Below are 25,481 nucleotides of genomic sequence, written 5' to 3'. Positions count from 1 at the left end.
TTTGACAGCTTTCTTCACGGCCTTCTTCGCTGCTCGCGCCACAGGTCGTCTCCTTGAAAACGGATCAGGTGAGCCAGCGCTTGCGCCGACGATAATGCTTGGTGTCGCGGAAATTCATGCGGCCGCCGGCGCCAAGGCCGAGATAGAATTCCTTCACGTCGGAATTCTCGCGCAACTTCTCGGCCGGGCCGTCCATCACGATGCGGCCGTTTTCCAGGATGTAGCCGTAATCGGCATAGCGCAACGCCATGTTGGTATTCTGCTCAGCGATCAGGAAGCTGACGCCCATATCCTTGTTGAGCCGGTGGACGATCTCGAAAATCTCTTCCACCAGTTGCGGCGCCAGGCCCATCGAAGGTTCATCCAGCAGGATGGTGTCGGGGTTACTCATCAGCGCGCGGCCGATGGCGGTCATCTGCTGCTCGCCGCCGGAGGTATAGCCAGCCTGCGATTTGCGCCGCACCTTCAGACGCGGAAAATAGGAATAGACCTTCTCGAGATCCTGATCGATCGCCTTACCGCCGTCACTGCGCGTGTAAGCGCCAGTCAGCAGATTCTCCTCGATGGTGAGATGGCCGAAGCAATGCCGGCCTTCCATCACCTGGATCAGGCCCTTCTTCACCAGCGCCGACGGGCTGAGCTGGTCGACACGTTCGCCATGATAATCGATATGGCCCTTGGTGATGTCGCCGCGCTCGGCGCGCAGCAGGTTGGAAATCGCCTTCAATGTGGTGGTCTTGCCGGCGCCGTTGGCACCCAGCAGGGCCACGATGCCGCCCTTGGGCAACTGCAGCGACACACCCTTCAGCACGAGAATGACGTGATTGTAGATCACCTCGATGTTGTTGACGGTCAGCAGCGGTGCGGCGCTGGCATTCGTCTGGACGGCTGCGGTCTGGGCGGTCATGGGGGTATCCGGGACTATGAAAAGAAAACCCCCGCCGGTTCGGTGCCGGCGGGGGTTCGTTCAGTCTTTACGACCGCGCGCAGCTGCGCGAGGCAACGTTCTTTTCACGCGCATAGGCATCCGCGTCCTTCAGATAGAGCGGCCAGAGCTTCTGGTTTTCCGGAAGTATCCAGTCGCTGACCGGCTTCCACTGGTCGCCCTGCCACTGCACCACCTGGATCTTACCGTCACCCAGATGATTGTCACAGGCCAGCTTCAGCGGCTGCAGGAAGCCCTTCAGGCCCAGCTTGTCGATGCTGGCATCGGTGAGGTTGAGGGCCTCGAAGCCGTCACGCGACTGCTCGCCGTTCATCACCTTGCCCTTGCCATGCTTCTCCTGCGCGGCACGCAGCGCCTCGACGGTCAGCATGGCGTTCATGGCGCCGCGCAGATAGCCGATTTCACCGAAATGCTTGCCGCCCTGCGAAGCCTTACCCTTGTCGAGCAGGTGCTTCTTCAGGTCCTTGAGGAGTTGCAGATCCTTGGAAGCACCGTGGAACGTCAGACCCTTGTAGCCCTTGGCCACTGCGCCTGCCGCCTGCACGTCGCTGTCCTGGCTCGCCCACCACACGCCAACCATCTTCTCGCGCGCAAAGCCGACTGCAGCAGCCTCCTTGAGCGACACGGCATTCATGGCGCCCCAGCCCTGCAGATACACATAGTCCGGACGCATCTGGCGGATCTGCAGCCAGATCGACTTCTGCTCCAGGCCCGGCGCCGGTACCGGCACGAGCTCAAGCTGGAAGCCGAGTTCCTGCGCGTAGTTCTGGAAGACCGGGATCGGCTCCTTGCCATAGGCGATGTCGATATAGACGTAGGCAACCTTCTTGCCCTTCATCTTGTCCTTGCCGCCCAGTTCCTTGGCGATGTACTGGATGCCGGCGCTGGCGCCACCCCAGTAAGTCGCAGGCGCGGTGAACACCCAGGGGAAGATGTTGCCAACCGTCGCCGCAGCACGGCCGTAGCCCATCGAGAAGATCACCGACTTGTCGGTCGGTGCACGGTCGATCAGGGCGTAGGTGATGCCGGTGGAATACGGGCTGAAGATGGTACCACCCAGCGCCTTGAGACGCTCGTAGCATTCAACGCCGCGCTCGGTGTTGTACTGCGTCTCGCACTCTTCGTTACGCAGCTTGACGCCGTTCAGGCCGCCATCGCGCTCGTTGACCAGATTGATGTAGTCGGCAAATCCGTCGGCAACCGGAATACCACTCGGCGCATAAGGGCCGGTGCGGTAGACCATCGACGGAATGACCTGCTCCTGCGCCAGCGCCGCAAATGCGCTGCCCGCCAGGGCCGCGCCCGCAACAAGGGACGCAATCCATTTGGATGCTTTCATTTTATCCTCCCGGTTATACCTGCCTTATCCGGCAGGAATTGCAGTTAGCCTAGCACGCTAAAAACACAGTACAAACCCGGTTTTCCCCGGCCGCGCAGGTATCGCGGGCCTCAGAAGGGTAGATCAGTAAGGGAACGGCCAGATACGCAGCTTTTCCTTGGCGATCTGCCAGAGCCGGGCAAGGCCATGCGGCTCGACGATCAGGAAGAAGACGATCAGGGCGCCGAAAACCATGAATTCCAGATGCGACACCAAGGCAGTCGACAGGTCGAAGCCGAGTGTGGGCGGCACCCGGGTCAGGAAGATCGGCAGCAGCAGGATGAAGAAGGCGCCGAGAAAACTGCCTAGGATCGACCCCAGACCACCGATAATGATCATGAACAGCGCCTGGAACGAGAGGCTGATGCCAAAGCCATCCGGCTCGGTGGAGCCGAGATAGATGAAGAGGTACATCGCGCCAGCCACGCCGATATAGAAGGACGAGACCGCAAAAGCGGTCAGCTTGGCCACCACCGGACGAATGCCGATGATCTCGGCGGCAATATCCATGTCGCGGATCGCCATCCACTGCCGGCCTGGATTGCTGCGCACCAGATTCTTTGCCGCCAGCGCCAGCAGCGTAACGATACCAAGCGCAAGCAGATACTTCTCCATCGGCGTATCTGCTTCCCAGCCAAGAATCCTGAGCTGCGGCGCAGTGATAACACCTGACGTCGCATGGTTGGTGAGCCAGCCCCATTTGACGAACAGCCAGGGCAGGAAGAACTGCGCCGCCAGCGTGGCGACGGCGAGATAGAAGCCCTTGATGCGCAAGGACGGCAGACCGAAGAACATGCCAACTGCCGCGGTGACCAGCCCGGCCAGCGCAAACACCACCAGAAGATTGAGGTCGGGCATGCGCGTTGCAAGGTTCCAGGCAGTGACCGCACCCACGCCCATGAAAGCCCCGGTACCGAGTGAAAGCTGGCCGCAATAGCCGGTCAGAATGTTGAGCCCGAGCGCCGCCAGCGAGAGACAGAGGAACGGGATCAGCAGCGCGGTGTAGACATAGTTGGTCGCCACCATCGGAATGCCGACAAACGCCACCAGCATCAGCAACGCGAAAAACACGCGGTCCTGCGGGATGGTGAAGATCGCCTGATCGGCGCTGTAAGTGGTCTTGTATTGTCCGGATTCGCGGTAGAGCATGTGAATAATCCTTCGCTGGCCGCTACACGCGTTCGATCAGTTTTTCGCCGAAAAGGCCCTGTGGCCGGACCAGCAGGAAGGCCAGCGCCAGCACATAGGCGAACCAGTTCTCGATGCCGCCGCCCACGAAAGGCCCGATATAGACCTCGGCCAGCTTTTCGCCGGCGCCGATGATCAGCCCGCCGATGATGGCACCCGGAATGGATGTGAAGCCGCCGAGGATCAGCACCGGCAGCGCCTTGAGCGCGAGACTGACAATGGCCGGCTGCACGCCGAGCTTGGAGCCCCACATGACGCCAGCCACCAGCGCGACCAGACCGGCAATCGCCCAGACGATAATCCAGATCACATTGAGCGGAATGCCGACCGACTGCGCGGCCTGGTGATCGTCGGCCACCGCGCGCAGCGCGCGCCCGGTGCGGGTCTTCTGGAACACCACCAGCGCCGCCAGCAGCGTGCCGGCCACCAGCGCAGCCCAGAGGTCGAAGGACTGGATCAGAATCTCGCCGTCCATCAGGAAGATCGGATCGGTCGGGATGCCGATATCCAGCTGTTTCACGTTGCTGCCCCAGATAGTCTGGCCGAAACCGTCGAGGAAGAAGGATACGCCGATGGTGGCCATGAACAGGATGATGCCTTCCTGGTTGACCAGATGGCGCAACACCAGCCGCTCGATCACGCCGGCCAGCACCACCATGACGGCGACGGTCAGCAGCAGCGCCAGCCACACCGGCACGCCCATCTCGCTGAATCCAACGAAAAACAGGCCGGCGAACAGCACCATCGCGCCCTGCGCGAAATTGAACACGCCGGATGCCTTGAAGATCAGCACAAAGCCGAGCGCCACCAGCGAATACATCACACCGGCCATCAGGCCGCCGATCAGGACTTCCAGGAAAAATGCCATTGCCCGCCCGCCCTAATGCTGCACGCCAAGATAGGCGTCGATGACGGCCTGATTGTTCTTTACGTCTTCCGGCACGCCGTCACAGATCTTGCGGCCGTAGTCGAGCACCACGACGCGGTCGGAAATATCCATCACCACACCCATGTCATGCTCGATCAGGCAGATGGTGGTGCCGAATTCATCGTTCACATCCAGGATGAAGCGGCACATATCCTGTTTTTCTTCCAGGTTCATGCCGGCCATCGGTTCGTCGAGCAGCAGCAGCGTCGGCTCGGCGGCCAGGGCGCGCGCCAGCTCAACACGCTTCTGCAACCCGTACGGCAACCGGCCGACCGGCACCTTGCGGATCGCCTCGATTTCCAGGAAGTCGATGATGCGTTCGCAGAATTCGCGATGTTCGATCTGCTCACGCTCCGCCGGCCCCTTGTAAATGGCTGACGTGAACAGGCCGGCCTTCATCTTGAGCAGGCGGCCGGTCATGATGTTGTCCAGCGTCGACATGCCCTTGAATAACGCGATATTCTGGAAGGTGCGCGCGATGCCCTGTGTGGCCGCCTGATGCGGTCGCATCTGTTTCCGCTTTTCACCGCGGTAGGTAATTGTGCCCTGCTGCGGATGATAGAAACCATTGATGCAATTCAGCATCGACGATTTACCGGCGCCATTGGGCCCGATGATTGCCAGCACTTCCTGCTCTCGGATTTCGAAGCTGATATCAGTCAGCGCCTTCACGCCGCCAAAAGACAGGCTGATATTCTCGACCTTGAGCAGGACGTCACCGATCTTCTTGTCTGGAACACTCATCCCGGTCAGCCTGCCTTACGCATCGTCGAATAAGTGGTGGCTTCGTCGACCTTCAGGTTGGCATTGAAGGTGCCGGTCCGACCATCCTCAAAGGTGATCTTGGCTTCCACCGCAATCGACGGCTGCCCCGAATACAGCGCTTCGATCAGCGTGCCGTAGCGTTCGGCAATCGTGCTGCGGCGAACCTTGCGGGTGCGGGTCAGCTCGCCGTCATCAGCATCCAGCTCCTTGTGCAGAATCAGAAAGCGCTTGATCTGGCTCGCCGTCATGCTGCTGTCGGATGACAGGTCGCGATTGACCTGCTCGATGCAGCCGCGGATCAGCGTATAGACCTCGGGCCGACCGGCAAGGTCGGCATAGGAGGCGTAGGAAATACCGTTGCGCTCGGCCCAGGAGCCGACTGCGGCAAGGTCGATATTGATGAAGGCGGCGACATGATCCCGGCCGTCGCCGAAGGCCACGGCTTCCTTGATGTGCGGGAAGAATTTCAGCTTGTTCTCGATGTATTTCGGCGCGAACAATGCGCCGTCAGTGAGACGGCCGACATCCTTGGCGCGATCGATGATGCGCAGGTGACCATTGTCTGTGAACACGCCGGCATCGCCGGTATGCACCCAGCCGTCCGCCGTCTTGGTTTCGGCGGTGGCGGCGTCATTCTTGTAGTAGCCGACGAATACGCCGGGGCTGCGGAACAGCACCTCGCCGGTTGCCTCGTCGATCTTCAGTTCAACACCCGGGGCCGGCGGACCGACGGTATCGGGAATCACGTCGGTATCGGTGTGCATGCACAGATACACCGTGCATTCGGTCTGGCCGTAGAGTTGCTTGAGATTGATGCCCAGCGCGCGGAAGAAATCGAAGATATCCGGCCCGATGGCCTCGCCCGCCGTATAGGCGAGCCGCAGGCGGCTCAGCCCCAGCACGTTCTTGAGCGGACCATAGACCAGGATTTCGCCCAGCGCATACAGCAGCCGATCCGTGACTGCGACCGGCTTGCCTTCCAGGATGTTGCGGCCGGCGCGTCGCGCCAGTCTGATAAAGAAATGGAACATGCGGCGCTTGATCGTGCCGGCATCCTCCATGCGGATCATCACCGTGGTGAGCAGGTTTTCCCAGATGCGGGGCGGTGCGAAGAAATAGGTCGGCCCTACTTCGCGCAGGTCCTGCAGCACCGTGTCGGCTGACTCGGGGCAGTTCATGCAGAAGCCCGTCACCGCGCTTTCAACATAGGACAGGAAGTTGTCGCCGACCCAGGCCATCGGCAGATAAGCCAGTACCTGATCGTTTTCATTCAGCTTGTCGAAAGCAACCGCCAGATTGGCCGAACGCACCACGTTATCGTGGCTGAGCATGACCCCCTTGGGCCGGCCGGTGGTGCCAGACGTATAGCAGATGATCGAAAGGTCATTGCCGTTACCCCTGACGATCTCGGCATCGACAAAGTCCGGATTGGCCGTGTTGTACGCGGCGCCCTGCTTCGACACATCGGCAAGATTGCGCAGGAAAGGCTGATCGTAATGACGCAGGCCCCGCGGATCGCCATAGGCGATGATCTCCAGCATCGGCAGGCGGTCCCGGATCGACAGCAGCTTGTCCACCTGCTCCTGGTTCTCAACCACGGCGAAGCGCGCCTCGGCATGCTCGATCACATACTGTATCTCGTCGGCGACGCTGTCCTGGTAGACCGGCACCGGAATGCCGCCAAGCGCCTGGGAAGCGGCCATGGTCCAGTACAGTTCAGGCCGGTTGTCGCCGATGATGGCGACCTTGTCGCCGCGCCGCAGTCCCAGCGCAGCCAGGCCGCCGGCCAGATCGCGCACCCGGCCATTGACCTCGCCCCAGGTCCAGGTCTGCCAGATGCCCAGCGCTTTTTCGCGCATGGCGGGGCGGTCGCGGCGATGCCGGGCGTTGTAGGCGAAGAACTTCGGGATGGTATCGCGGCCCAACGGGTCACGCCCATCGGGTTTCCCCGACGTCTCGGACATATGTTCGCCTCCTGCTCCGCGACGTAACCGTAGCCACGCCGTCGTTATCACTCGTTGATAAAGGTCCGGGCCAATCCCCGTCAAGGGGCGGTAGATTCCCCCCCGGGACAGCCCCCTTGTCTTGCCTAAATTTCGACCCCCATTGAACTTTCCTCCAGCCGAAACTGCTTGGCAAAAGGTTGGTTTTGCGTCACCTATTTGCGGCATCAGCACGGGCCGTCCCGCCCGCCCGACCAGCCGTACAATATTGTTTCCGCTACGAAAGGATTGCCCCGTGACAGCCGCGAAGAAGACTAAGCGCAAGGCCGCGAAGGCGAAGAGCCCGGCGAAAGCCAAGGGCAACAAGGCCGTGAAAGCCAAGAAAGCAGTCAAGGCAGCCCGGAAGGTGGTCAAGACCAAGAAGGCCGCCAAGAGCGCCAAGAAGGCTGTGAAGGCCAAGAAGGTGGTTAAGGCCGCCAGGAAGGCCGTTGCGCGCAAGGCGGTGAAGAAGGCCGCCAGGAAGGTCGCCGCCGCCCGCAAGAAGACCCCCCCCATCAAAAAGGCTGGCACCAAGAAGGGCGCCGTCAAGAAGGCGGCCATCCGCAAAGCGCCCGCCAAGACCGCGAGCAAGAGCATCGGTGCCGCCCGCGCCGTGCCGATCGTGGTGGGCCATGACACCCTGAAGACCCGCCGCACGCTCAAGGTCGGCAATAAGAGCTACGCCTATTACAGCATCAAGGCCGCCGAGAAGGCTGGCCTGGGCGACCTCACCCGCCTGCCCTATTCGATGAAGGTGCTGCTGGAAAACCTGCTGCGCTACGAAGACGGCCGCAGCGTGACGGTCGACGACCTCAAGGCCGTCGCCCAGTGGCTGAAGGACAAGCGCTCGGATCGAGAGATCGCCTACCGTCCGGCCCGCGTGCTGATGCAGGACTTCACCGGCGTCCCCGCCGTGGTGGATCTCGCCGCCATGCGCGATGCCATGACCAAGCTGGGTGGCGACACCAAGAAGATCAATCCGCTGTCGCCCGTCGATCTCGTGATCGACCATTCGGTGATGGTGGACTATTCGGCCACAAAGGGCGCGTTCCAGAAGAACGTCGACCTGGAATACGAGCGCAACGGCGAGCGTTACGCCTTCCTGCGCTGGGGCCAGACCGCCTTCGACAACTTCCGCGTCGTGCCGCCGGGCACCGGCATCTGCCACCAGGTGAACGTTGAATACCTGGCGCAGACCGTGTGGACCGGCATCGACGGCAAGACTGAAGTTGCCTATCCCGACACGCTGGTCGGCACCGACAGCCACACCACCATGGTGAATGGTCTGGCCGTGCTGGGCTGGGGTGTGGGCGGCATCGAGGCCGAGGCCGCTATGCTGGGCCAGCCGATCTCCATGCTGCTGCCGGAAGTCGTTGGCTTCCGCCTCTCGGGCAAGCCGAAGGAAGGCACCACGGCCACCGATCTGGTGCTGACCGTGACGCAGATGCTGCGCAAGAAGGGCGTGGTCAACAAGTTCGTCGAATTCTACGGCCCCGGCCTGGACGAACTGTCGATCGCCGACCGCTGCACGGTGGCCAACATGGCACCGGAATACGGCGCCACCTGCGGCTTCTTCCCGGTCGATGGCGAAACCATCGCCTATCTGAAGGCCAGCGGCCGCGACCCCGAGCGCGTCAAGCTGGTGGAAGCCTATGCCAAGGCGCAAGGCTTCTGGCGCGGCCCGAAGGCCGTCGATCCGGTCTTTACCGACACGCTGGAACTCGACCTCTCGACGGTCGAGCCCTCGCTGGCCGGCCCGACCCGCCCGGAAGGCCGCGTGCCGCTCAGCCGCGCCGCGGTCGAGTTCAAGGATGCGATGAGCAACTTCTATGGCAAGAAGACCGCCGTGGACTTCCGCGCCAAGGTCGAGAACGCCAATTTTGATCTCGGCCATGGCGACGTGGTGATCGCCGCGATCACCTCGTGCACCAACACCTCGAACCCGAGTGTGCTGCTGGGTGCGGGCCTGCTGGCGCGCAATGCGCTCAAGAAGGGCCTGACCACCAAGCCGTGGGTGAAGACCTCGCTCGCTCCGGGCAGTCAGGTCGTCACCGACTATCTGGCACAGTCTGGCGTGCAGAAGGATCTCGATGCTCTGGGCTTCCAGATTGTCGGCTACGGCTGCACGACCTGCATCGGCAATTCAGGCCCGCTGCCGGACAACATCTCGAAGGCCGTCACCGACAACGACTTCGTCGTCGGCGCCGTACTGTCGGGCAACCGCAACTTTGAAGGCCGCGTCCATCCGCTGACCAAGGCGAACTATCTCGCCTCGCCGATGCTGGTGGTGGCCTATGCGCTGGCCGGCAACCTGAACATGGACGTGGCCAACGAACCGCTCGGCCATGACAAGAAGGGCAAGCCGGTCTACCTGAAGGACATCTGGCCCTCGAACAAGGAAATCGCCGCCACCGTGCGCAAGTACGTGACGCCCGCGATGTTCAAGAAGCGCTACGCCGATGTTTTCAAGGGCGACGTGAACTGGCGCAAGATCAAGGTCGATGGCAGCCAGACCTATGGCTGGGACATCGCCTCGACCTACGTGCAGCATCCCCCGTATTTCGAGGGAATGAGCACGACGCCGGCGCCGATCACCGACGTCAAGGGCGCCCGTCTGCTGGCGATCCTGGGCGACAAGATCACCACGGACCACATCTCGCCTGCCGGTTCGATCAAAAAGGATGGTCCGGCCGGCAAGTACCTGATGGACCACAAGGTGAATTACGCCGACTTCAACTCTTATGGCGCCCGTCGCGGCAACCACGAGATCATGATGCGCGGCACGTTTGCCAACATCCGCATCAAGAACGAGATGGTGCCGGGCACCGAGGGCGGCATCACCAAGCACATGCCGCATGGCGAGGTGATGTCGATCTATGACGCTGCCATGAAGTACAAGGCTGCCAGCACGCCGCTGGTGATCGTGGCCGGCAAGGAATACGGCAACGGTTCCTCGCGCGACTGGGCGGCCAAGGGCACCATCCTGCTGGGTGTGAAGGCCGTGATCGCCGAAAGCTACGAGCGCATCCACCGCTCGAACCTGGTGGGCATGGGCGTGCTGCCGCTGCAGTTCCTCAACGGCATGACCCGCTTCGACCTCAAGCTCGACGGCTCGGAGAAGTTCGACATCTCCGGTATTGCTGTCGGCTTGAAACCGCGCATGAAGACGCCGGTGACCATCACCCGCGCCGACGGCTCGACCCAGACCATCGAAGTACTGTGCCGCATCGATACGCTTGACGAGATCGATTACTACAAGAACGGCGGCATCCTGCATTATGTGCTGCGCAACCTGGCCAAGGCCGCGTAACGCAACACTGCAGATCGCACAAACAGAAACGGCCGGCCCGGGGTATTTCCTGGCCGGCCGTTTTTTTATTGCGCAATCCGTGAAGTGTTTACTTCACATCCATGAGTTCAACATCGAATATCAGCGTCGCATTCGGCGGGATCACACCGCCGCCGGCGCCCTGTGCGCCATAGGCGATCTGCGGTGGGATGATCAAGGTGCGCTGGCCGCCCACCTTCATGCCGACCACGCCTTCATCCCAGCCCTTGATCACGCGCCCGCCGCCCAGCGGGAAGGAGAATGGCTGGCCGCGGGTGCGCGAGCTGTCGAACTGACGGCCCTTTTCGCCAGCGATATAGAGCCAGCCGGTGTAATGCACGGTGGCGGTCTGGCCGGGCTGCGCGGTCGCGCCGTTGCCAAGCTTGGTGTCGGTATAGCGCAGACCCGACGCGGTGGTCTTTTCCTGCGCAGTGGCAGGCAGAGCCACCAGAAGGGCGGCAGCAGCGGCGAGGCTGGCGAAAGCACGGCGAGACAACGACATCGAAAGCAGCTCCCTGTTCATGAAAAAATGTGCGGACGAATGATAACGGCGGGCAACCTGCCGCCGCATTAAGGCAGCAGCGTGGCGCGGCGCCATTCAACCGACCGCAGACGATCCGTCAGCGGACGTTGACCAGTTCAATTTCAAAAAACAGCGTGGCGCCCGGCGGGATGATGCGGCCGTTGCCGCGCGCGCCATAGCCAAGATAGGACGGGATCAGCAGGGCACGTTTGCCCCCGACCTTCATGTAGAGGACGCCTTCGTCCCAGCCTTTGATCACCTTGCCCTGACCCAGGGCGAATTCAAAGGGCTGTCCGCGCTTGTAAGAACTGTCGAACATGCGGCCGGGCTTGTTGTTTTCCCAAATCCACCCGGCGTAATGCACGGAAACCATCTTTCCGTTCTCGGCCTTGGCGCCCGAGCCCACGACAATATCCCCGACGCGCATCCCCGATGCGGTCTGGCGCATATTGACGGCTTCCTGTTTACCGCCGAGGCCGATAGCCCCCAGTAGAGAATCAAGCACTCCCATGCCCTGAGAATATCAAGCAAATTCCTCCCTGCCCAGCTTTGTTAAGGGGTTATGGAAGGGCGAATCTTGCGAGAATTTGCCGAATTTTCAATCATCGGCAAGGTTGTGGCGGTCCGCCTGAGGCCAACCGGGGCGTCAGTCAGCGACGACCGGGGCCGGACCTGCCGGCACCGGGAGGTAATCCGCATCGGGATGATCGGCCGCAACGGGCAGGAACTGGCCCAGATCCTCGCGCAGCGAGGCCCAGTGCAGGATCTCCAGCCGGCCGTCGGAATGCTCGACCAGGGCGGTGCAGCTTTCCACCCAGTCGCCGTCGTTGCAGTAGAGGATGCCGTCGATGTCGCGAATCTCGGCATGGTGGATATGGCCGCAGACCACGCCATCGACATGGCGGCGGCGCGCCTCCTCGGCAATCGCCTGCTCGTATTCCGAGATGAAGGCGACGGCGTTCTTGACCTTGTGTTTCAGGTAGGCCGAGAGCGACCAGTATGGCAGACCCATGCGGCGGCGCAGCTGGTTGAACCAGGTATTCAGGCTGAGCGCGAAGCCATAGGCGGCATCCCCCAGCAACGCCAGCCATTTGGCGCAACTGACGATGCCGTCGAAATGGTCGCCATGGGTGACCAGGAAACGCCGGCCATCCGCGGTTTGATGGATGGCCTCCATCTGCACGGTAATACCGCCGAACTGCAGCCCCGCCCCCTCAATGAAGTCGCGCAGCGCCTCGTCATGATTGCCGGGCACGTAGATCACGTTGGTGCCCTTGCGCGCCTTGCGCAGCAGCTTCTGCACCACGTCGTTATGGCTCTGGTTCCAGTACCACGATCGTTTCAACCGCCAGCCGTCGACGATGTCACCGACTAGGTAGAGCGTGTCGGATTCGGTGTGTTTCAGGAATTCGAGCAGCAGGTCGGCCTTGCAGCCACGGGTTCCGAGATGAATGTCGGAAATCCAGATGGTGCGGTAATGGGCCGGCATCAGCGCCATGTTCATCGGTGACCTGCTCGACGAATCGCGGGGAAGTGCAAATCGTTGGCCGGGAAGATGAATCGCTTAAATCACGGTGTCCCGTGAATTTTCCATGACCCAGATGACGGTTCGGTTACAGCGCTGCCAGACATGCTGCAGGCAAAGAAAAAGGGCCTGCCGTGCGGCAGGCCCTTCGATCATTTCACCCTTGCGGGAGAGATCAGATCGCTTCCTTCAGCACCTTGGAGGCGCGGAAGGCAACCTTCTTGGAGGCCTTGATCTTGATCGGCTCGCCGGTCTGCGGATTGCGGCCCATGCGGGCAGCGCGCTTGCGGACCTGGAGGATGCCGATATCGCCCATGCGGACGCGCTCGCCCTTCTTCAGCGACTTGGTGATCGCCGCGAAGAAATCGTCGAACAGCGCAATGGTCGACTTCTTCTGCAGCTCATGCTTCTCGGCCAGTGCCTGGGCGATCTGCTTCGCTGTCACGGTAACCGTCTTAGCGGCGGCGGCTGCTTTAGCCATGGTTCTCTCCTCAGAGTGCGTCAGATATTGGTTTTTGAACGAATCGGGAGTTGGTTCCCGAATCCTCCATAGCACCGCCTCCGGGTTTTGCCCATCGGTGAATGTGAAAAAAACCGCTAGGCATGCGGATTCTCGCACTCCCGGGCGATTCGGAGCCGCGAACCATGCGGGTTTATCGCATCCATGGCCGGACGCAGTGTCGATTCAGGGGCGGCTGGTGCGGAATTTCGCGGCCAGTACGAAAACCAGTAGCGAGAGAATACCGCAGCCCAGCATCGTCCAGATCATCGGATACTGGCTCGGATCATGATCCTGGCCGTTGCCGACAAGCATCGCGGCAATGGCACCGGTCGTCATCTGCAGCGCGCCGGACAGGCCGGCGGCGGCGCCCGCCATCCGCGGATTGACCGAGATCGCGCCGGCGATGCCGTTGGGCAGCACCAGGCCATTCGACAGCGCCACCACCGTCATCGGCAGGAAAATGCCCGGCAGGCTGAGCGCGCCGAGCCAGCTGGTCAGCGCCAGCGCGCCGGTCCCAAAGAGCTGCACTATGGCACCGCAAGCCAGCATGCGATCGACGCCAAGCCGCACAGCGAAACGCCCGGTGAAGAAGTTACCCGTGAGATAACCGAGCGATACCACGATGAACCACAGGCCATAGTCGGAAGCCGGATGACCCATCACCGTGACGACGACGAACGGCGCGCCGGCGATGAAGGCAAAGAATACACCTGAGGTGAACGCGGTCTGCAGCACATAGCCGCAAAAAACCGGCGAGCGCAGCAGCTCGCCATAACCGCGCAACAATGCCCCGGCACCCTCGCCAAGTCCGCGCTGCGCCAGCGTTTCCGGCAGGGTCAGGCTGACCCAGACAAAGATGGCGACGCCGGCCAGACTGCAAAACGCGAAGCTGGTGCGCCAGCCGAACAGCGTATCGAGATAGCCTCCAAGCGCTGGCGACAGCATCGGCGCCAGCGACATCGCCATGGTGACATAGCCAATCATGGCGGCGGCACGATCGCGTTCGTACAGATCGCGGACGATGGCGCGCCCCAGTACCAACCCGGCACAGCCGCCGATCGCCTGCAGGCCGCGGCCCAGCATCAGCCAGAAAATCGACGGTGCCAGCGCACAGGCGATGCTGCCAACACAGTAGATGCCCAGTCCCCAGAGCAGCACCGGCCGGCGGCCCCAGCGGTCGCTGATCGGGCCATAGATGAGCTGCGCCATACCGAGGCCGACCAGGAATAAGGTGAGCGTAAGCTGGACCGTGCCGTAATCGACGCTGAGTTCCTTCGCCAGACCCGGCATCGAGGGCAGGAAGATGTTGAGCGCCAGCGGCCCGAGCGCCGACATGGCGACCAGAATGAAAACGGAGGGCTGGATGCGAACCGGCGGGGCGGACATGGGGCGGGGGTTCCAAGAAAAGGCTGCTCCGTATACCGCCAATCACTGCCGCAACCAAGCCTGACCGGCAGCGGACCTGCCACCCAATGGTCACTTCTGCTTCAGATACCGGCAGGCCAGACTGGCGTTTTCAACCCATTCATCCAACCCGAGCCACATTGCCCATGATGCTTCGCCCCCTGAAAACCTGGATCCGCAACACCTCGCGCGCGCTTGGCTACGACATCGTGCCGCTCCGCGATATGAAGGACCGCGATTTCGCCATTCATCTCGGACAGCTGTTCCGCTTCCTGCAGATCGACTGCGTCTTCGATGTCGGCGCCAATGTCGGTCAATATCACGACTTCCTGCGCGACAAGGTCGGCTTCCTTGGCACCATTGTGTCATTCGAGCCGGTCAGCCGGAATGTGACGATCCTGCAGCAGCGCGCCGCCGAAGATCCGCGCTGGGAGATCGTCGGCCATGCGCTGGGCAGCAGCCGCAGCAGCCTCCCGATCCATGTGATGAAATCCGACCAGTTCAGCTCGTTCCTGACGCCGGACAATTCCGGCGTACCGGATTTCGATGGCCTGAACGAACCCGAGCATGTCGAGACGGTGGCCGTTTACCCACTGGACGAAGTGTTTCCGGTACTGCAGCAGCGGCTGGGATTCCGCAGGCCCTACCTGAAGCTCGACACGCAGGGCTTTGACCTGGAAGTCGTGCAGGGTGCCGCAACCACGCTACGCAATGTCGTCGCCATGCAGACCGAAGCCTCGATCATCAACATCTATGAAGGCATGCCGGGTTACATGGATACGATCCGCTTCCTCAACGAGCGTGGCTTCGATATCTCGGGCCTGTATCCGATCAGCCGCGATCCGGGCATGCGCCTGATCGAATTCGATTGCGTGATGGTGAACCGCGCCATCGCGGAGTCGGCCGCTGCGCCCAGGCACTAGGCCACGATTGGCCGGCTTCAGGCGCCCTGGGTTGCCCTCTGGGGCGTCTCGGGCCGGTCGATCAGACTGATCAGTTCGCTGGTATCCGCGCCGGCGACGAAATCGCTGTCCGGCAACGCCAGCAGGCGGCGCCGGGTGTCCTGATATTCGGTGTCGGTCAGCGTCATGAAGAAGCGGACCAGTTCATCCTCGTAAGGCTCGCAGAAATTCCAGCCGATGCGGCGCTCGCGCACCAGACGGCCGACCTCGAAATCTCCCACTGTCAGGCAAGGCACACCGAAATAACCGGCCTCGTAGTAGCGGCAGGGCAACAGCCAGCGTGAATTATGCGCGCGATGCTCCAGATCAATGGCCCAGGCGAAATCGAGGTCGCTGTAGATATTCTCGAGATCGCGCGGATTCACGTAGTCGCCCTCGTAGACCACATTGTCGAGGCCTGCGATGGCTTCGGCAAAAGCCTGCCGATCCACCGTGGTGAAGATGCCGCGAAATTTGAACAGCACCAGACCCTGCAGTCGTTGGGCAAGCCGCAGGATCAGGTCGAGCGTTTCCTGGCCACGAATCAGGCCGCAATAACCCACTACCCAGCGATAGGCGTGCTGGCGCGCCTGCCGGCCGCCACTGCCCCGCGCCGCGCCGGTGATCGCGGTAAAATCCGCGGGCAATTTGTTTTCCAGCAGGAACCACGGTTTGCGATAGCCCTGCAGCGGCTGGAAATAATGCCGCAGAAAACCGGGCGATGACACTACCAGCAGATCGACATGGCGCAGGGCGAGACGCTCGACCCGTCGCAGCAGACGCGCCTTCCAGCCGGCCCCGACAAAAGCCGGTTGTACGTCCAGCACCTCGTAGATCATCCGTGCCGGACGGCGGCCGATCACACGCGCCAGCAGGGCGAGCAACAGTTGGTCGATATTCCGTGCGTAATAGAAAGCAGCGCGGCGGAGCGCACGATGCTTGGCAATCACGCGCGGGATCGCGCCCAGCAAGGCTGCGATCCGGCGACCATACCGGCGATCCTGCGTCCGGCCCAGCGGCGTATAGGGCCAGGCGGGTTCAAAATCACGGTTGTAATTGTCACGCCGGAAACCGAAGACCTGCAGCTGGTAACCATGAGCGAGAAAGGCCTCGGCACGCTTCACGGTACTGACGTCGCTGATGTCGGGGGCGAAGAAAACTGCCGTTCGTTTCTGTTTGACCGGATGATGCATACGGGTCCGCGCGATAAAGCATGGCGAAATCGTGGCTGACTTCGCGCTGGTGAATCCTGCGCGATGCTAGGTTGCGGCATGTGTTCTGGGGTGTGATCAATCTGTGCCGCGGCACCCGTAACGACTGTATGTAACCACCTGTAAAATCCAGATTTTTACGCGTTTTGCACTGCACAGGGCGGTCACAGGTTGATCACTGGAGATTGGCCGGTCTGTCCGCTTCGATGCATCTGTTCGATCCGTTTGCGAATCAGGATTTACACGTGACAGCAATTGCCGCCCAACACGCTTCACACTCGCATGCCTATGCGACACCGCACCGCCGCTTCGAGCGGGTTGCGGTCAGCAGCATCTTCGGCGACCCGATGGATCGCCGCACCTGGTCGGCTGCGCCCTACAGCGTCGCCTCATGCCTGCAAAAACTTGGTATTGCCGTGGAAGGCATCCATTCCGGCGGTACACGCGGCGAGCGCGGCCTGCTCGCCTTGCATTACGTGATGACCGGCTACGGCCGGCCACATAGCAGCGAGGCCGTGCTGCGGTTGCCATCGGCACGCCGCAAGGCTGCCGAGCGGTTAGCCGAGACGGCACGCCGTCGCCGCATCCGCCATATCATCCACACCGGCACGCTGGACCTGCCGCCAGTCGATCGCGAAGACGGCGTGAAACATTACCTGTATTGCGATCAGACTTGGGCGCTGTCGCTGGCGCACCGACCCGACCTTTCGGATTACAGCCGGCGCGCCGTCGAAAATTTCGAAAAGACCGAGCGTGCCGCGTTGGACAGCGTGGAGCATGTCTTCACCTTCGGCCACTACGTGCGCGATCACATGATCGCCCATTACGGCCTGCCACCGGAAAAGGTGACCGCGGTTGGCTCGGGCATGGGCCAGATCGAACCCTACGACCAGCCCAAGGATTACAGCCGGCCGCATCTGCTGTTCGTTGCCAAGCACCTTTTTGCGGCCAAGGGTGGCAACTTGCTGGTCGATGCCTTCCGCATTGCGCAACGGCAGCGACCGGACCTGCTGCTCAATATCGTCGGCGACCCATCCAGCGCCAACCATGTGGCAACACATCCCGGCATCCATTTTCATCCGCATCTGCCCTGGCGCGAACTGCAACGGCTCTATCGGGTCTCAACCCTGCTGGTGCAGCCGATGCTGAACGACCCTTGGGGCCAGGTCTATCTTGAGGCAATGCTGTCGCGCACACCGGTCATCGGTCTCCACCGCAACGGCCTGCCGGAAATCATCGAGAATGGTCAGCACGGCTTTCTGGTCGAAGCAGCCACGCCACAGGCACTGGCATCGACCATTCTCGATGCCCTGTCCGACCCGCAGCGTCTGACCGAGATGGGCTGGAGCGGTCAGCAACATGTGCTGCAGACCTATTCCTGGGATGCAGTGGCCAACCGCATCGCCTTCGGCTGATACCCAAACATACCCCTCCCCGACTAAGCAAAAAGGAAACCCGACAATGTCCAACAAGACAGCCCTGATTACCGGCGCGACCGGCCAGGACGGTGCCTATCTTTCCGAGCTGCTGCTTGCCAAGGGCTATACGGTCCACGGCATCAAGCGCCGCTCGTCCTCAATCAACACCCGCCGTGTCGATCACCTCTACAAGGACCGACACGAAGAGGATGTGCGCTTTTTCCTGCATTACGGCGACATGACGGATTCGTCGAACCTGATCCGCCTGATCCAGGAAACCCAGCCGGATGAGATTTACAATCTCGCGGCGCAGAGCCATGTGCAGGTCAGCTTCGAAACGCCGGAATATACGGCGAATACCGATGCGATGGGCACGCTGCGCCTGCTGGAGGCCATTCGCATCCTGAAAATGGAGGAGAAAGTCCGCTTCTACCAGGCTTCGACCTCCGAGCTCTACGGCAAGGTGCAGGAAATCCCGCAGCGCGAGACCACACCCTTCTATCCGCGCAGCCCCTATGCAGTGGCGAAGCTCTATGCCTACTGGATCACGGTGAACTACCGCGAGGCCTACAAGATGCATGCCTCGAACGGCATCCTGTTCAACCATGAGAGCCCGATCCGTGGCGAAACCTTCGTGACCCGCAAAATCGCCCGCGCCGTGGCCGCCATTGAGCACGGCCTGCAAAAGCGGCTCTATCTCGGAAACATCGACGCCCAGCGCGACTGGGGCCATGCCCGCGACTATGTCGAAGGCATGTGGATGATCCTGCAGCAGGACAATCCGGACGACTACGTACTGGCCACCGGCGAAGTGCACAGTGTGCGCGAATTCACCGAACTGGCCTTCAAGCGCATCGGCCGCCAAATCCAGTGGGATGGCAAGGGTTCGGATGAGAAGGGCTATTGCGGCAAGACCGGCGACATCCTCGTCGCGGTCGATCCGGAATATTACCGCCCGACCGAAGTCGATTACCTGCATGGCAGCCCGGAAAAAGCTTGGCGCCAGATGGGGTGGCAGCACAAGACCAGCTTCGAACAGCTGGTGACGGAAATGGTTGATGCCGACCTTGCCGCGCTGAAACAGAATCACGCCGACGCCGGAGCGATGACCTATGCCTGAGACCATGCTTTATCCACTCGCCGGCAAGCGCGTCTGGGTCGCGGGTCACCGCGGCCTCGTCGGCTCCGCCGTGGTGCGGCGACTGCAGTATGAGGATTGCGAGATCCTCACCGCACCGCGCCAGCATGTCGATCTGCGCCAGCCGGCTCAGGTGAGTCAGTGGATGCGCGACGCACGTCCGCAGGCGGTCGTCGTAGCGGCAGCGCGGGTCGGCGGCATTCATGCCAACGACACCCGGCCAGCCGAATTCCTCTACGACAACCTGATGATTGAGGCGAATATCATCGAGGCGGCACGGCAAAGCCGTGTCGAGAAGCTGATCTTCCTCGGTTCGTCCTGCATCTATCCGCGCCTGGCGCCGCAGCCGATCCCGGAATCCGCTTTGCTGACCGGGCCGCTGGAGCCGACCAACGAATGGTATGCCATCGCCAAGATTGCTGGCATCAAGCTCTGCCAAGCCTATCGTAAGCAGTATGACTGCGACTACATCTCGGCGATGCCGACAAACCTCTATGGCCCGGGTGACAATTTCGACGTCATGCAGGGGCATGTGATTCCAGCCCTGATGTCGAAGATTCACCGAGCGAAGGAAAGCGCTGCGGAGACTGTCGATGTCTGGGGCAGCGGCCGTGTGCTGCGTGAATTCCTTTATGTCGACGATGCCGCCGACGGGATCGTGCATATCCTGAAGCACTATTCCGGCGCCGAACATGTCAACCTCGGTACCGGCGACGAGATCACCATCCGCGACCTTGCCGAACTGATGACGCAGGTGATCGGCTTCAAGGGTCGGCTGACTTTCGATACCAGCAAGCCGGATGGCACGCCGCGCAAAGTGATGGACGTCGAGCGGTTGCGCGCCATGGGCTGGCAGGCCGGTACCAGCCTGCAGACTGGCCTGGAGCAGACCTATCGCTGGTATGTGAACCACCATCTGGCCGAGCAGCGGGCGATCGCTTGAGCCCAGGTCATCAATCGAAGACTGGGTCCTACGATCCGCTGTCGACCGAGCATCTGCAGCAGGATCTGACCCGACGCAGCCTGCGTGGCGGCCTGATTGCTTTCGGCAGTCAGGCCGTCCGCTTTACGGCCCAGTTCGGCGGCACCATCCTGCTCGCCCGCATGCTCACGCCGCATGCCTTCGGCCTGGTTGCGATGATCGCGGCGCTCTCCATCCTGCTCGACCTGATCAAGGAACTCGGCCTGTCGGCCGCCACCATCCAGCGCCCGGTGATCACCCAGCAGCAGGTTTCGACGCTGTTCTGGATCAATGCCGGTTTTGGCTGCCTGCTGGCGCTGGCGCTGCTGCTGGCCGCGCCGGTCATCGCCGGCTTCTACGGCGAGCCTGAACTCACTTCCATCACGCGCTGGCTGGGGCTCGGTTTTGTCGTCAGCGGATTGACGATCCAGCACTGGGCGCTGCTGCGCCGCCAGATGCGCTTCACGATGATTGCCGTCATCGAAACGGGCGCCGAACTGCTGGCACTGGCGCTGGCCGTGATCTGCGCCCTGAAAGGTGCCGGTTACTGGGCACTGGTGGTGCAGCGCGTCGCCGGGCCCGCCATCACGCTGGTCGCCACCTGGGCGCTCTGCCCCTGGCGCCCCGGCCTGCCGACGCGCGATGCCGAGATCGCCGACATGCTGCGCTTCGGAGGCTCCTACACCGGCTTCAACCTGCTGGCCGCCGCCGCGCGCAGCCTGGACCAGGTGTTGATCGGTGCGCTGTGGGGTCCGGTCGTACTCGGCTTCTACGAACGCGCCGCCAAGCTGGTGCTGGTACCGCTGAACAATCTCAATGCGCCGCTCTATGCCGTGGCGATGCCGGCGCTCAGCCGCCTGGAAAGCCAGCCAGAGCGTTACCGCCATGCCTTCCTGCTGGTCTTCGAGAAATTCGCCATGGTGACGATGCCGCCGGCAGCATTGGCCGCGGTCACCGCCGACTGGGTCGTGGGCCTTCTGTTCGGGCCGCAATGGCATGACGCGGCACCTTTCGTCGCCAGCTTCTCGGTGGCGGCGATCACCCTGCCCGCCACCATGGCCGTCGCGCTGCTCTATCTGAGCCAGAACCGTTCGGGCGATATGCTGCGCGCCGGCCTTGCCGACACCGCCGCCGTGGCTACCGCCATCCTCGCCGGTCTGTCCTTCGGTGCGGTCGGTATCGCCGTGGCCTATGCGGTGGCCAACCTGACGTTGCGCCTGCCGCTGGCAATCTGGATCGGCGGCCGCCAGGGACCCGTCAATCGCCGCGACCTGGCCGCCGCTTTGCTGCCGTCGTTGGCCACGGCTGCTGCGGTGGCTGGCAGCGTCGCGGCGTTGCGCCATACCGGTTGGCTGGTCGCCGCCGAGCCGCTGGCAGGCCTCGCGCTAAGCCTGGGTGTTGCGCTGCCGGTCGCCTTCGCCATCTTCCTGGCAATCCCGCGCAGCCGCCGCATCCTCGGCATCCTGCGCCGCCTGCCGCAGACGATACGGCATGGCGCAGCTCCTTCGTCGCTGGGCAGCGCGGGAGAATAGACTTCCGATGTGAGGGTCAGGTCAGGCCGACCGGCGCGCCGTCGTCGTCGCCATCCGGGCGGCCGCGCTTGATGCGCAGGCGTCCCTGGCGATCGACCCAGAGTCGGTGGTCGCCGAGTTGCATCAGGTGGCGACTCTGCCAGTCGCCACCGACGCGCAGGCCCGTATCCGTGCCACCCATCTCGATCGCTTCGAAACCGCCCTCGCCACGTACCGCACCGCTGCAGCCGATCACCGTCGCGCTGCTGCGCGGATCGCCCCGCAGCAGCGCCAGTCCGGCCTCGGCCGCCTTGGCATCGCCGCTGCCGGAGCAGCCGACCAGCACGAGGCGGCCGGCCAGCACGGCACGGATCAGGTTGCGCTGCTTGAACATCGAATAGGCGGTGCAGCCGACCAGTGTGCCGAAACCCTGCAGCCAGACGCCGGCATCGCCGCGAGCAAAGCCGTCAGCACCTTCATGGTTGTTCTCGAAGCCGCAGCTGGACAGCAGCGTGCAACCGTTTTCCGCCACCAGACCATATCGCTTGTTGAGCAGGAAATACGAGCCATGGAAGCTGACATCATAGCAGCCGTCCAGCATGGCGGCGCCGTGAATGCCATTCTCGCCGAATACGCCACCGATCACCCGCACTGCCGACAGGATGCCTTTACCTCCGGCCTCGTGATGAAAGCTGGCGCCGTGACCGCGGTTGTTGCGGAAATAACAGTTGGCGATCTGGCCTTCGAAGACATTGCCGGTCAGTTGCGCGCCGTTCTTGCCGCAGCGATGCACCACCAGGTCGCGCAGGCAGAAATTATACAGGTAGTTCTTGTTGCCGGCGCAGGCGAGCCGGATGCCATGGCCGTCCTCGCCGCTGCCAAGGATATCCAGACCCTGGATCAGCAGGTATCGGAAGGTGGACTGGCTGTCGATGTCGATGATGTTGCTGCCATCGCGGATCTCGGAGACGATTCGCGCACCCATGCCGAAGATGCCGGATTGGTGCACCACATTGTGTTTCGGCGAGATGCGCAGCGTACGGGTGATCCGGTATGTTCCGGGCGGAACCAGCAGCACGCCGCCCGTGCCAGCATAGGTGGCATCCAGGCCAGCTTGCAATGCGGCGGTGTCGTCAGCTTTGCCATCGCCTTTTGCGCCGAAGTCGGTGGCAGAGACCTGGCGACCGGCCGGCGCCGGTGCGGCCTCGGCAGCAGCCGCCAGCGCCGAGCCGCCAATGAAAGCACCACCGAGTGCCAGGAGATCGCGCCGCTGCATCGGTCAGACCTGCGGCGCCAGGCCGAACCGACGGCGCAACCGCGGTGGCCGCCCGAATGGCATCGCGGGCTGCGGCGCGACAGGCACGGCCACGCGCTGATGCAGCATCGACAGCGCCGCCGCGAGCAGCAGCACGACCCAGGTCTTGGGCGCGACATAAGCACCCGAGGCCTGACCAAAAACGATCCAGACGATCCAGCAGAACAGCAGGCTGGGCGCGCCCAGCAACCGCAGCCAGATGCTCACGCCGGCAAAGGTAATGATACCCCAGACCACACCGAGATAAATCCAGTGCAACCAGAAATAATTGGTCAGCACTTCGGAAATCTTGCTGATACGCCAGCCGGCCGAGAAGTGCGACGACTGCACGAACACATTCATCACCAGATCGGCGATGAAGTTTTCACCGGTCAGGCCAGCGCCGGCCCAAGGACGTTCCTTCATCACCTCGAAGGCCACCAGCGCCGGGCCAATCACGCGATAGAAGAAGCTGGGATCGTTGCCATTAAGGATCTGGCCCAGGCGCTCCGCATAGACCGTTGCGCCCAGCACGGCAAAGACCAGCAGCACGATACTGCCGAATATCAACACCGCCAGCCGGTAACCGGCACCGAAATTGCCGATCGGCGGCGTGTCGGGCAGCACGAAGAGATAATACGGCGGCAACAGCAACAGGCCGAGCAGCAGCGTCGGCCCCGGCATGGCGACCAGGCCGCCAGCCATCAGCAGCACGAACAGCAACAGCTTGCGGCGGTGCTGCGACACCACGAACCAGGAGAAGGTAAAGAGTGTATAGCCGAAGGTAACGGCGGATGGCTCGGAGGTAAACAGCTTCGGTCGCACCTTGCCATAGAGCAGCTGGTCGCGCATGTCGGCTTCGTAGATACCGGAATCATAGAGCTTCTGGCGAACTGCATCGCTTAGTCGATCAAGGCCGGCATAGCTTTCCAACAGACTGCCGATCAGGATGAACAGGCTTAGCCCCAGGAACATCCTGCTGAGCTGCGCCCGACTGGCCTGCAGCAGCGTCAGGAACATGGCGTAGCCGATCACGAACGAATAGGTCAGCTGCACCAGGCCAGTGAAGCGTTTGGACAGCCCGGTCAGGTCGCCAGTGCAGAAGCTGGCGAACAGATAAAGCAGCACGATGCCGAACAGCGCGCCCAGATGCGCCGGGACGATATCGTCGCGCCGCCGCCACAACAAGAACAGGCCCGCCACGCCCGACGGCGCGGACGGGAACGGGATTTTCGCCGTGATCTGCACGATCACGCCGAGATAGATCCCGATGAAGAAGATCAGCAGCAGCACCATGTCGGTGGTGCCAAGCTTCGGTTCATGGATGATTTTCAGCCTCATAGCGTCGCCACTGCCGACATCAGCCGCTCGCCGCGACTGGTCCAGTCGAATTGGTCACGACAAGCCGCGTAAGCGCGATCCTGCAGCTGGTTCAGCCGGTCGCAGTCGTCGATCACCTGCAGTACGCCGCGCGCCAGCGCCTCATAGTCCTCGTACAACAGAATGCTGTCCTCGTGGCGCAACGGCACACCGGCCACCGAGCCGGAGAGCGCGAGGATCGGCATGCGGTTGAAGATGTAATCCAGTACCTTGAGCTTGAAGCCGCCACCATGGCGCTCAGCTACCAGGGCAATGCGGGCATCGCGCATGAAATCTAGCACGCCATCCACCGGGCCGGTGAACTGCGTGGCCGAGGCATTGCGCCGCATGCGGTTGAGGAAGGATTCTTCCGCGCTGCCGATCACCTGCAGCTCGGCACCATGCGCGGCAAACAGCGGATCGGCGACAGCTACGAACTGCTCGAGATTCATCCGCTTGGCGATCCAGTCGAAGCTGCCGATGATCACGGCACGACGTGGCGTAGCATTGGTGATCCGCCGGCTGATGCCATGGTCGCCGGCATAACCTGGCGTCAGCACCTCGACGCGGCGATCGGGCCGGCGCGCCAGATACTGGTGCGCGTCATCCTCGGTGATGGCCGTGACCAAATCGGACGCATCGACCAGGCGATGCTCCAGCCGCGCCGCCTTCAGCGAGTCGTAGCGCAGTACCTGACGTTTTAGGAAATCCTCATGGTGGTTGGCCACTTCCCGACGCAGACTGGCCTCGTGGTTATGCGAGACATAGACCAGCTTCGGCCGCCGGCTGCGTTTCGGGAAACGATTCAGCACCTGATCCAGCGCCCAGCCGGCCGAGATGCCGTCGAAGACGATGGTGTCCCAGGGCCCCTCCTGCAGACGGGATTCGAGCAGTTGGCGCAGGCCGGGTGTCCAGCTGCGGTCGGCGATATGCGGCAGGGTCGAGACCAGGCTCTGCAAGTTGGAGCGTGGCCGATGGTCCGACAGCCACCAATGTATCCCGTCGTCATCAGCACCATTCACGCGCTGCGGCGATTCCGGACGGGCAAGGCCGAGCACATGCATCTGCGCGCCGCCCTGCTCCATCGCGTCGATCAGGCCGCCGGAGTAGATATACTGCCCGTTATGGCGCGGCTCGGGGTCAGCCAGTGTCAGCCAGAGACATCTCATATAAGGTGTT

21 protein-coding genes are annotated in these 25,481 nt (G+C 62.2%); 6 read left to right on the top strand and 15 right to left on the bottom strand.

The window, feature by feature from the left end; all coding sequences use genetic code 11:
• Nucleotides 1–64: 64 nt before the first annotated feature.
• The 6 genes from FNB15_RS10860 to FNB15_RS10835 form a co-directional block, all read right to left on the bottom strand.
• Nucleotides 65–907: an ABC transporter ATP-binding protein gene (locus FNB15_RS10860; protein WP_144068719.1), complete on the bottom strand. Its 843-nt coding sequence runs from the start codon at nucleotides 905–907 to the stop codon at nucleotides 65–67.
• A 67-nt stretch (nucleotides 908–974) separates the two neighbouring features.
• Nucleotides 975–2,285, bottom strand: coding sequence for an ABC transporter substrate-binding protein (locus tag FNB15_RS10855; RefSeq protein ID WP_144068718.1), 1,311 nt, complete (start codon nucleotides 2,283–2,285; stop codon nucleotides 975–977).
• 123 nt (nucleotides 2,286–2,408) lie between these two features.
• Entirely contained in the window at nucleotides 2,409–3,473 is a 1,065-nt protein-coding gene (locus FNB15_RS10850) for a branched-chain amino acid ABC transporter permease (protein WP_144068717.1), read from the bottom strand.
• A 22-nt stretch (nucleotides 3,474–3,495) separates the two neighbouring features.
• Entirely contained in the window at nucleotides 3,496–4,380 is an 885-nt protein-coding gene (locus tag FNB15_RS10845; protein ID WP_144068716.1) for a branched-chain amino acid ABC transporter permease, read from the bottom strand.
• Nucleotides 4,381–4,392: 12 nt separating this feature from the next.
• Nucleotides 4,393–5,184: an ABC transporter ATP-binding protein gene (locus tag FNB15_RS10840; RefSeq protein ID WP_144068715.1), complete on the bottom strand. Its 792-nt coding sequence runs from the start codon at nucleotides 5,182–5,184 to the stop codon at nucleotides 4,393–4,395.
• A gap of 5 nt (nucleotides 5,185–5,189) precedes the next feature.
• Nucleotides 5,190–7,169: an AMP-binding protein gene (locus tag FNB15_RS10835; protein WP_144068714.1), complete on the bottom strand. Its 1,980-nt coding sequence runs from the start codon at nucleotides 7,167–7,169 to the stop codon at nucleotides 5,190–5,192.
• 631 nt (nucleotides 7,170–7,800) lie between these two features.
• Between FNB15_RS10835 and acnA the strand changes: the two genes are divergently transcribed.
• Entirely contained in the window at nucleotides 7,801–10,497 is a 2,697-nt protein-coding gene (gene acnA / locus FNB15_RS10830; protein WP_144258724.1) for an aconitate hydratase AcnA, read from the top strand.
• 88 nt (nucleotides 10,498–10,585) lie between these two features.
• Here the strand turns inward: acnA and FNB15_RS10825 are convergent, their stop codons facing one another.
• From FNB15_RS10825 to FNB15_RS10805, 5 genes are all read right to left on the bottom strand, one after another.
• Nucleotides 10,586–11,017, bottom strand: a complete 432-nt coding sequence (locus tag FNB15_RS10825) for an FKBP-type peptidyl-prolyl cis-trans isomerase (RefSeq protein ID WP_144068713.1) — start codon at nucleotides 11,015–11,017, stop codon at nucleotides 10,586–10,588.
• Between the two features lie 118 nt (nucleotides 11,018–11,135).
• Complete coding sequence (locus FNB15_RS10820; protein WP_246068662.1) at nucleotides 11,136–11,549, bottom strand: FKBP-type peptidyl-prolyl cis-trans isomerase; 414 nt, start codon at nucleotides 11,547–11,549, stop codon at nucleotides 11,136–11,138.
• A 135-nt stretch (nucleotides 11,550–11,684) separates the two neighbouring features.
• Nucleotides 11,685–12,542 (bottom strand): UDP-2,3-diacylglucosamine diphosphatase, encoded by an 858-nt coding sequence (locus FNB15_RS10815; RefSeq protein ID WP_144068712.1) that lies wholly within the window; start codon nucleotides 12,540–12,542, stop codon nucleotides 11,685–11,687.
• Nucleotides 12,543–12,738: 196 nt separating this feature from the next.
• Complete coding sequence (locus FNB15_RS10810) at nucleotides 12,739–13,044, bottom strand: HU family DNA-binding protein (RefSeq protein WP_144068711.1); 306 nt, start codon at nucleotides 13,042–13,044, stop codon at nucleotides 12,739–12,741.
• A 204-nt stretch (nucleotides 13,045–13,248) separates the two neighbouring features.
• Entirely contained in the window at nucleotides 13,249–14,451 is a 1,203-nt protein-coding gene (locus tag FNB15_RS10805; RefSeq protein ID WP_144068710.1) for a multidrug effflux MFS transporter, read from the bottom strand.
• Between the two features lie 164 nt (nucleotides 14,452–14,615).
• Between FNB15_RS10805 and FNB15_RS10800 the strand changes: the two genes are divergently transcribed.
• Nucleotides 14,616–15,392, top strand: coding sequence for an FkbM family methyltransferase (locus tag FNB15_RS10800; RefSeq protein WP_185973523.1), 777 nt, complete (start codon nucleotides 14,616–14,618; stop codon nucleotides 15,390–15,392).
• A 17-nt stretch (nucleotides 15,393–15,409) separates the two neighbouring features.
• Here the strand turns inward: FNB15_RS10800 and FNB15_RS10795 are convergent, their stop codons facing one another.
• Entirely contained in the window at nucleotides 15,410–16,603 is a 1,194-nt protein-coding gene (locus FNB15_RS10795; RefSeq protein WP_144068708.1) for a glycosyltransferase family protein, read from the bottom strand.
• 263 nt (nucleotides 16,604–16,866) lie between these two features.
• Between FNB15_RS10795 and FNB15_RS10790 the strand changes: the two genes are divergently transcribed.
• From FNB15_RS10790 to FNB15_RS10775, 4 genes are read left to right on the top strand one after another with little or no spacing between them, the layout of a single operon-like run.
• Nucleotides 16,867–18,036 (top strand): glycosyltransferase family 4 protein, encoded by a 1,170-nt coding sequence (locus FNB15_RS10790; RefSeq protein WP_185973522.1) that lies wholly within the window; start codon nucleotides 16,867–16,869, stop codon nucleotides 18,034–18,036.
• Nucleotides 18,037–18,082: 46 nt separating this feature from the next.
• A complete protein-coding gene (gene gmd / locus FNB15_RS10785) occupies nucleotides 18,083–19,159 on the top strand; it encodes a GDP-mannose 4,6-dehydratase (RefSeq protein ID WP_144068706.1) in 1,077 nt (358 codons plus the stop codon).
• A complete protein-coding gene (gene fcl / locus FNB15_RS10780) occupies nucleotides 19,152–20,120 on the top strand; it encodes a GDP-L-fucose synthase (RefSeq protein WP_221932632.1) in 969 nt (322 codons plus the stop codon). The genes gmd and fcl overlap by 8 nt, the downstream gene beginning before the upstream one ends.
• Nucleotides 20,117–21,670, top strand: coding sequence for a lipopolysaccharide biosynthesis protein (locus FNB15_RS10775; protein WP_185973521.1), 1,554 nt, complete (start codon nucleotides 20,117–20,119; stop codon nucleotides 21,668–21,670). The genes fcl and FNB15_RS10775 overlap by 4 nt, the downstream gene beginning before the upstream one ends.
• 16 nt (nucleotides 21,671–21,686) lie before the next feature.
• Here FNB15_RS10775 and FNB15_RS10770 read toward each other — a convergent pair whose 3' ends face one another.
• The 3 genes from FNB15_RS10770 to FNB15_RS10760 are packed head-to-tail and all read right to left on the bottom strand — an operon-like array spanning nucleotide 21,687 to nucleotide 25,471.
• Nucleotides 21,687–22,925: a glycosyl hydrolase family 28-related protein gene (locus FNB15_RS10770; protein WP_144068704.1), complete on the bottom strand. Its 1,239-nt coding sequence runs from the start codon at nucleotides 22,923–22,925 to the stop codon at nucleotides 21,687–21,689.
• Between the two features lie 3 nt (nucleotides 22,926–22,928).
• Nucleotides 22,929–24,284: a hypothetical protein gene (locus FNB15_RS10765; protein ID WP_144068703.1), complete on the bottom strand. Its 1,356-nt coding sequence runs from the start codon at nucleotides 24,282–24,284 to the stop codon at nucleotides 22,929–22,931.
• On the bottom strand, nucleotides 24,281–25,471 hold the full coding sequence (locus FNB15_RS10760; protein ID WP_144068702.1) for a glycosyltransferase: 1,191 nt from the start codon (nucleotides 25,469–25,471) through the stop codon (nucleotides 24,281–24,283). Before FNB15_RS10760 ends, FNB15_RS10765 begins: the two co-directional genes overlap by 4 nt.
• Between the last annotated feature and the right edge of the window lie 10 nt (nucleotides 25,472–25,481).

Source organism: Ferrovibrio terrae (assembly GCF_007197755.1).
Lineage (GTDB): Bacteria > Pseudomonadota > Alphaproteobacteria > Ferrovibrionales > Ferrovibrionaceae > Ferrovibrio > Ferrovibrio terrae.
This window is presented reverse-complemented; position numbering and strand designations above follow the sequence as displayed.

Coding starts and splice junctions, on each gene's coding strand:
- FNB15_RS10860 (WP_144068719.1), bottom strand. CDS start 907: ATGACCGCCCAGACCGCAGCCGTCCAGACGAATGCCAGCGCCGCACCG.
- FNB15_RS10855 (WP_144068718.1), bottom strand. CDS start 2,285: ATGAAAGCATCCAAATGGATTGCGTCCCTTGTTGCGGGCGCGGCCCTG.
- FNB15_RS10850 (WP_144068717.1), bottom strand. CDS start 3,473: ATGCTCTACCGCGAATCCGGACAATACAAGACCACTTACAGCGCCGAT.
- FNB15_RS10845 (WP_144068716.1), bottom strand. CDS start 4,380: ATGGCATTTTTCCTGGAAGTCCTGATCGGCGGCCTGATGGCCGGTGTG.
- FNB15_RS10840 (WP_144068715.1), bottom strand. CDS start 5,184: ATGAGTGTTCCAGACAAGAAGATCGGTGACGTCCTGCTCAAGGTCGAG.
- FNB15_RS10835 (WP_144068714.1), bottom strand. CDS start 7,169: ATGTCCGAGACGTCGGGGAAACCCGATGGGCGTGACCCGTTGGGCCGC.
- FNB15_RS10825 (WP_144068713.1), bottom strand. CDS start 11,017: ATGTCGTTGTCTCGCCGTGCTTTCGCCAGCCTCGCCGCTGCTGCCGCC.
- FNB15_RS10820 (WP_246068662.1), bottom strand. CDS start 11,549: ATGGGAGTGCTTGATTCTCTACTGGGGGCTATCGGCCTCGGCGGTAAA.
- FNB15_RS10815 (WP_144068712.1), bottom strand. CDS start 12,542: ATGAACATGGCGCTGATGCCGGCCCATTACCGCACCATCTGGATTTCC.
- FNB15_RS10810 (WP_144068711.1), bottom strand. CDS start 13,044: ATGGCTAAAGCAGCCGCCGCCGCTAAGACGGTTACCGTGACAGCGAAG.
- FNB15_RS10805 (WP_144068710.1), bottom strand. CDS start 14,451: ATGTCCGCCCCGCCGGTTCGCATCCAGCCCTCCGTTTTCATTCTGGTC.
- FNB15_RS10800 (WP_185973523.1), top strand. CDS start 14,616: ATGATGCTTCGCCCCCTGAAAACCTGGATCCGCAACACCTCGCGCGCG.
- FNB15_RS10795 (WP_144068708.1), bottom strand. CDS start 16,603: ATGCATCATCCGGTCAAACAGAAACGAACGGCAGTTTTCTTCGCCCCC.
- gmd (WP_144068706.1), top strand. CDS start 18,083: ATGTCCAACAAGACAGCCCTGATTACCGGCGCGACCGGCCAGGACGGT.
- fcl (WP_221932632.1), top strand. CDS start 19,152: ATGCCTGAGACCATGCTTTATCCACTCGCCGGCAAGCGCGTCTGGGTC.
- FNB15_RS10770 (WP_144068704.1), bottom strand. CDS start 22,925: ATGCAGCGGCGCGATCTCCTGGCACTCGGTGGTGCTTTCATTGGCGGC.
- FNB15_RS10765 (WP_144068703.1), bottom strand. CDS start 24,284: ATGAGGCTGAAAATCATCCATGAACCGAAGCTTGGCACCACCGACATG.
- FNB15_RS10760 (WP_144068702.1), bottom strand. CDS start 25,471: ATGAGATGTCTCTGGCTGACACTGGCTGACCCCGAGCCGCGCCATAAC.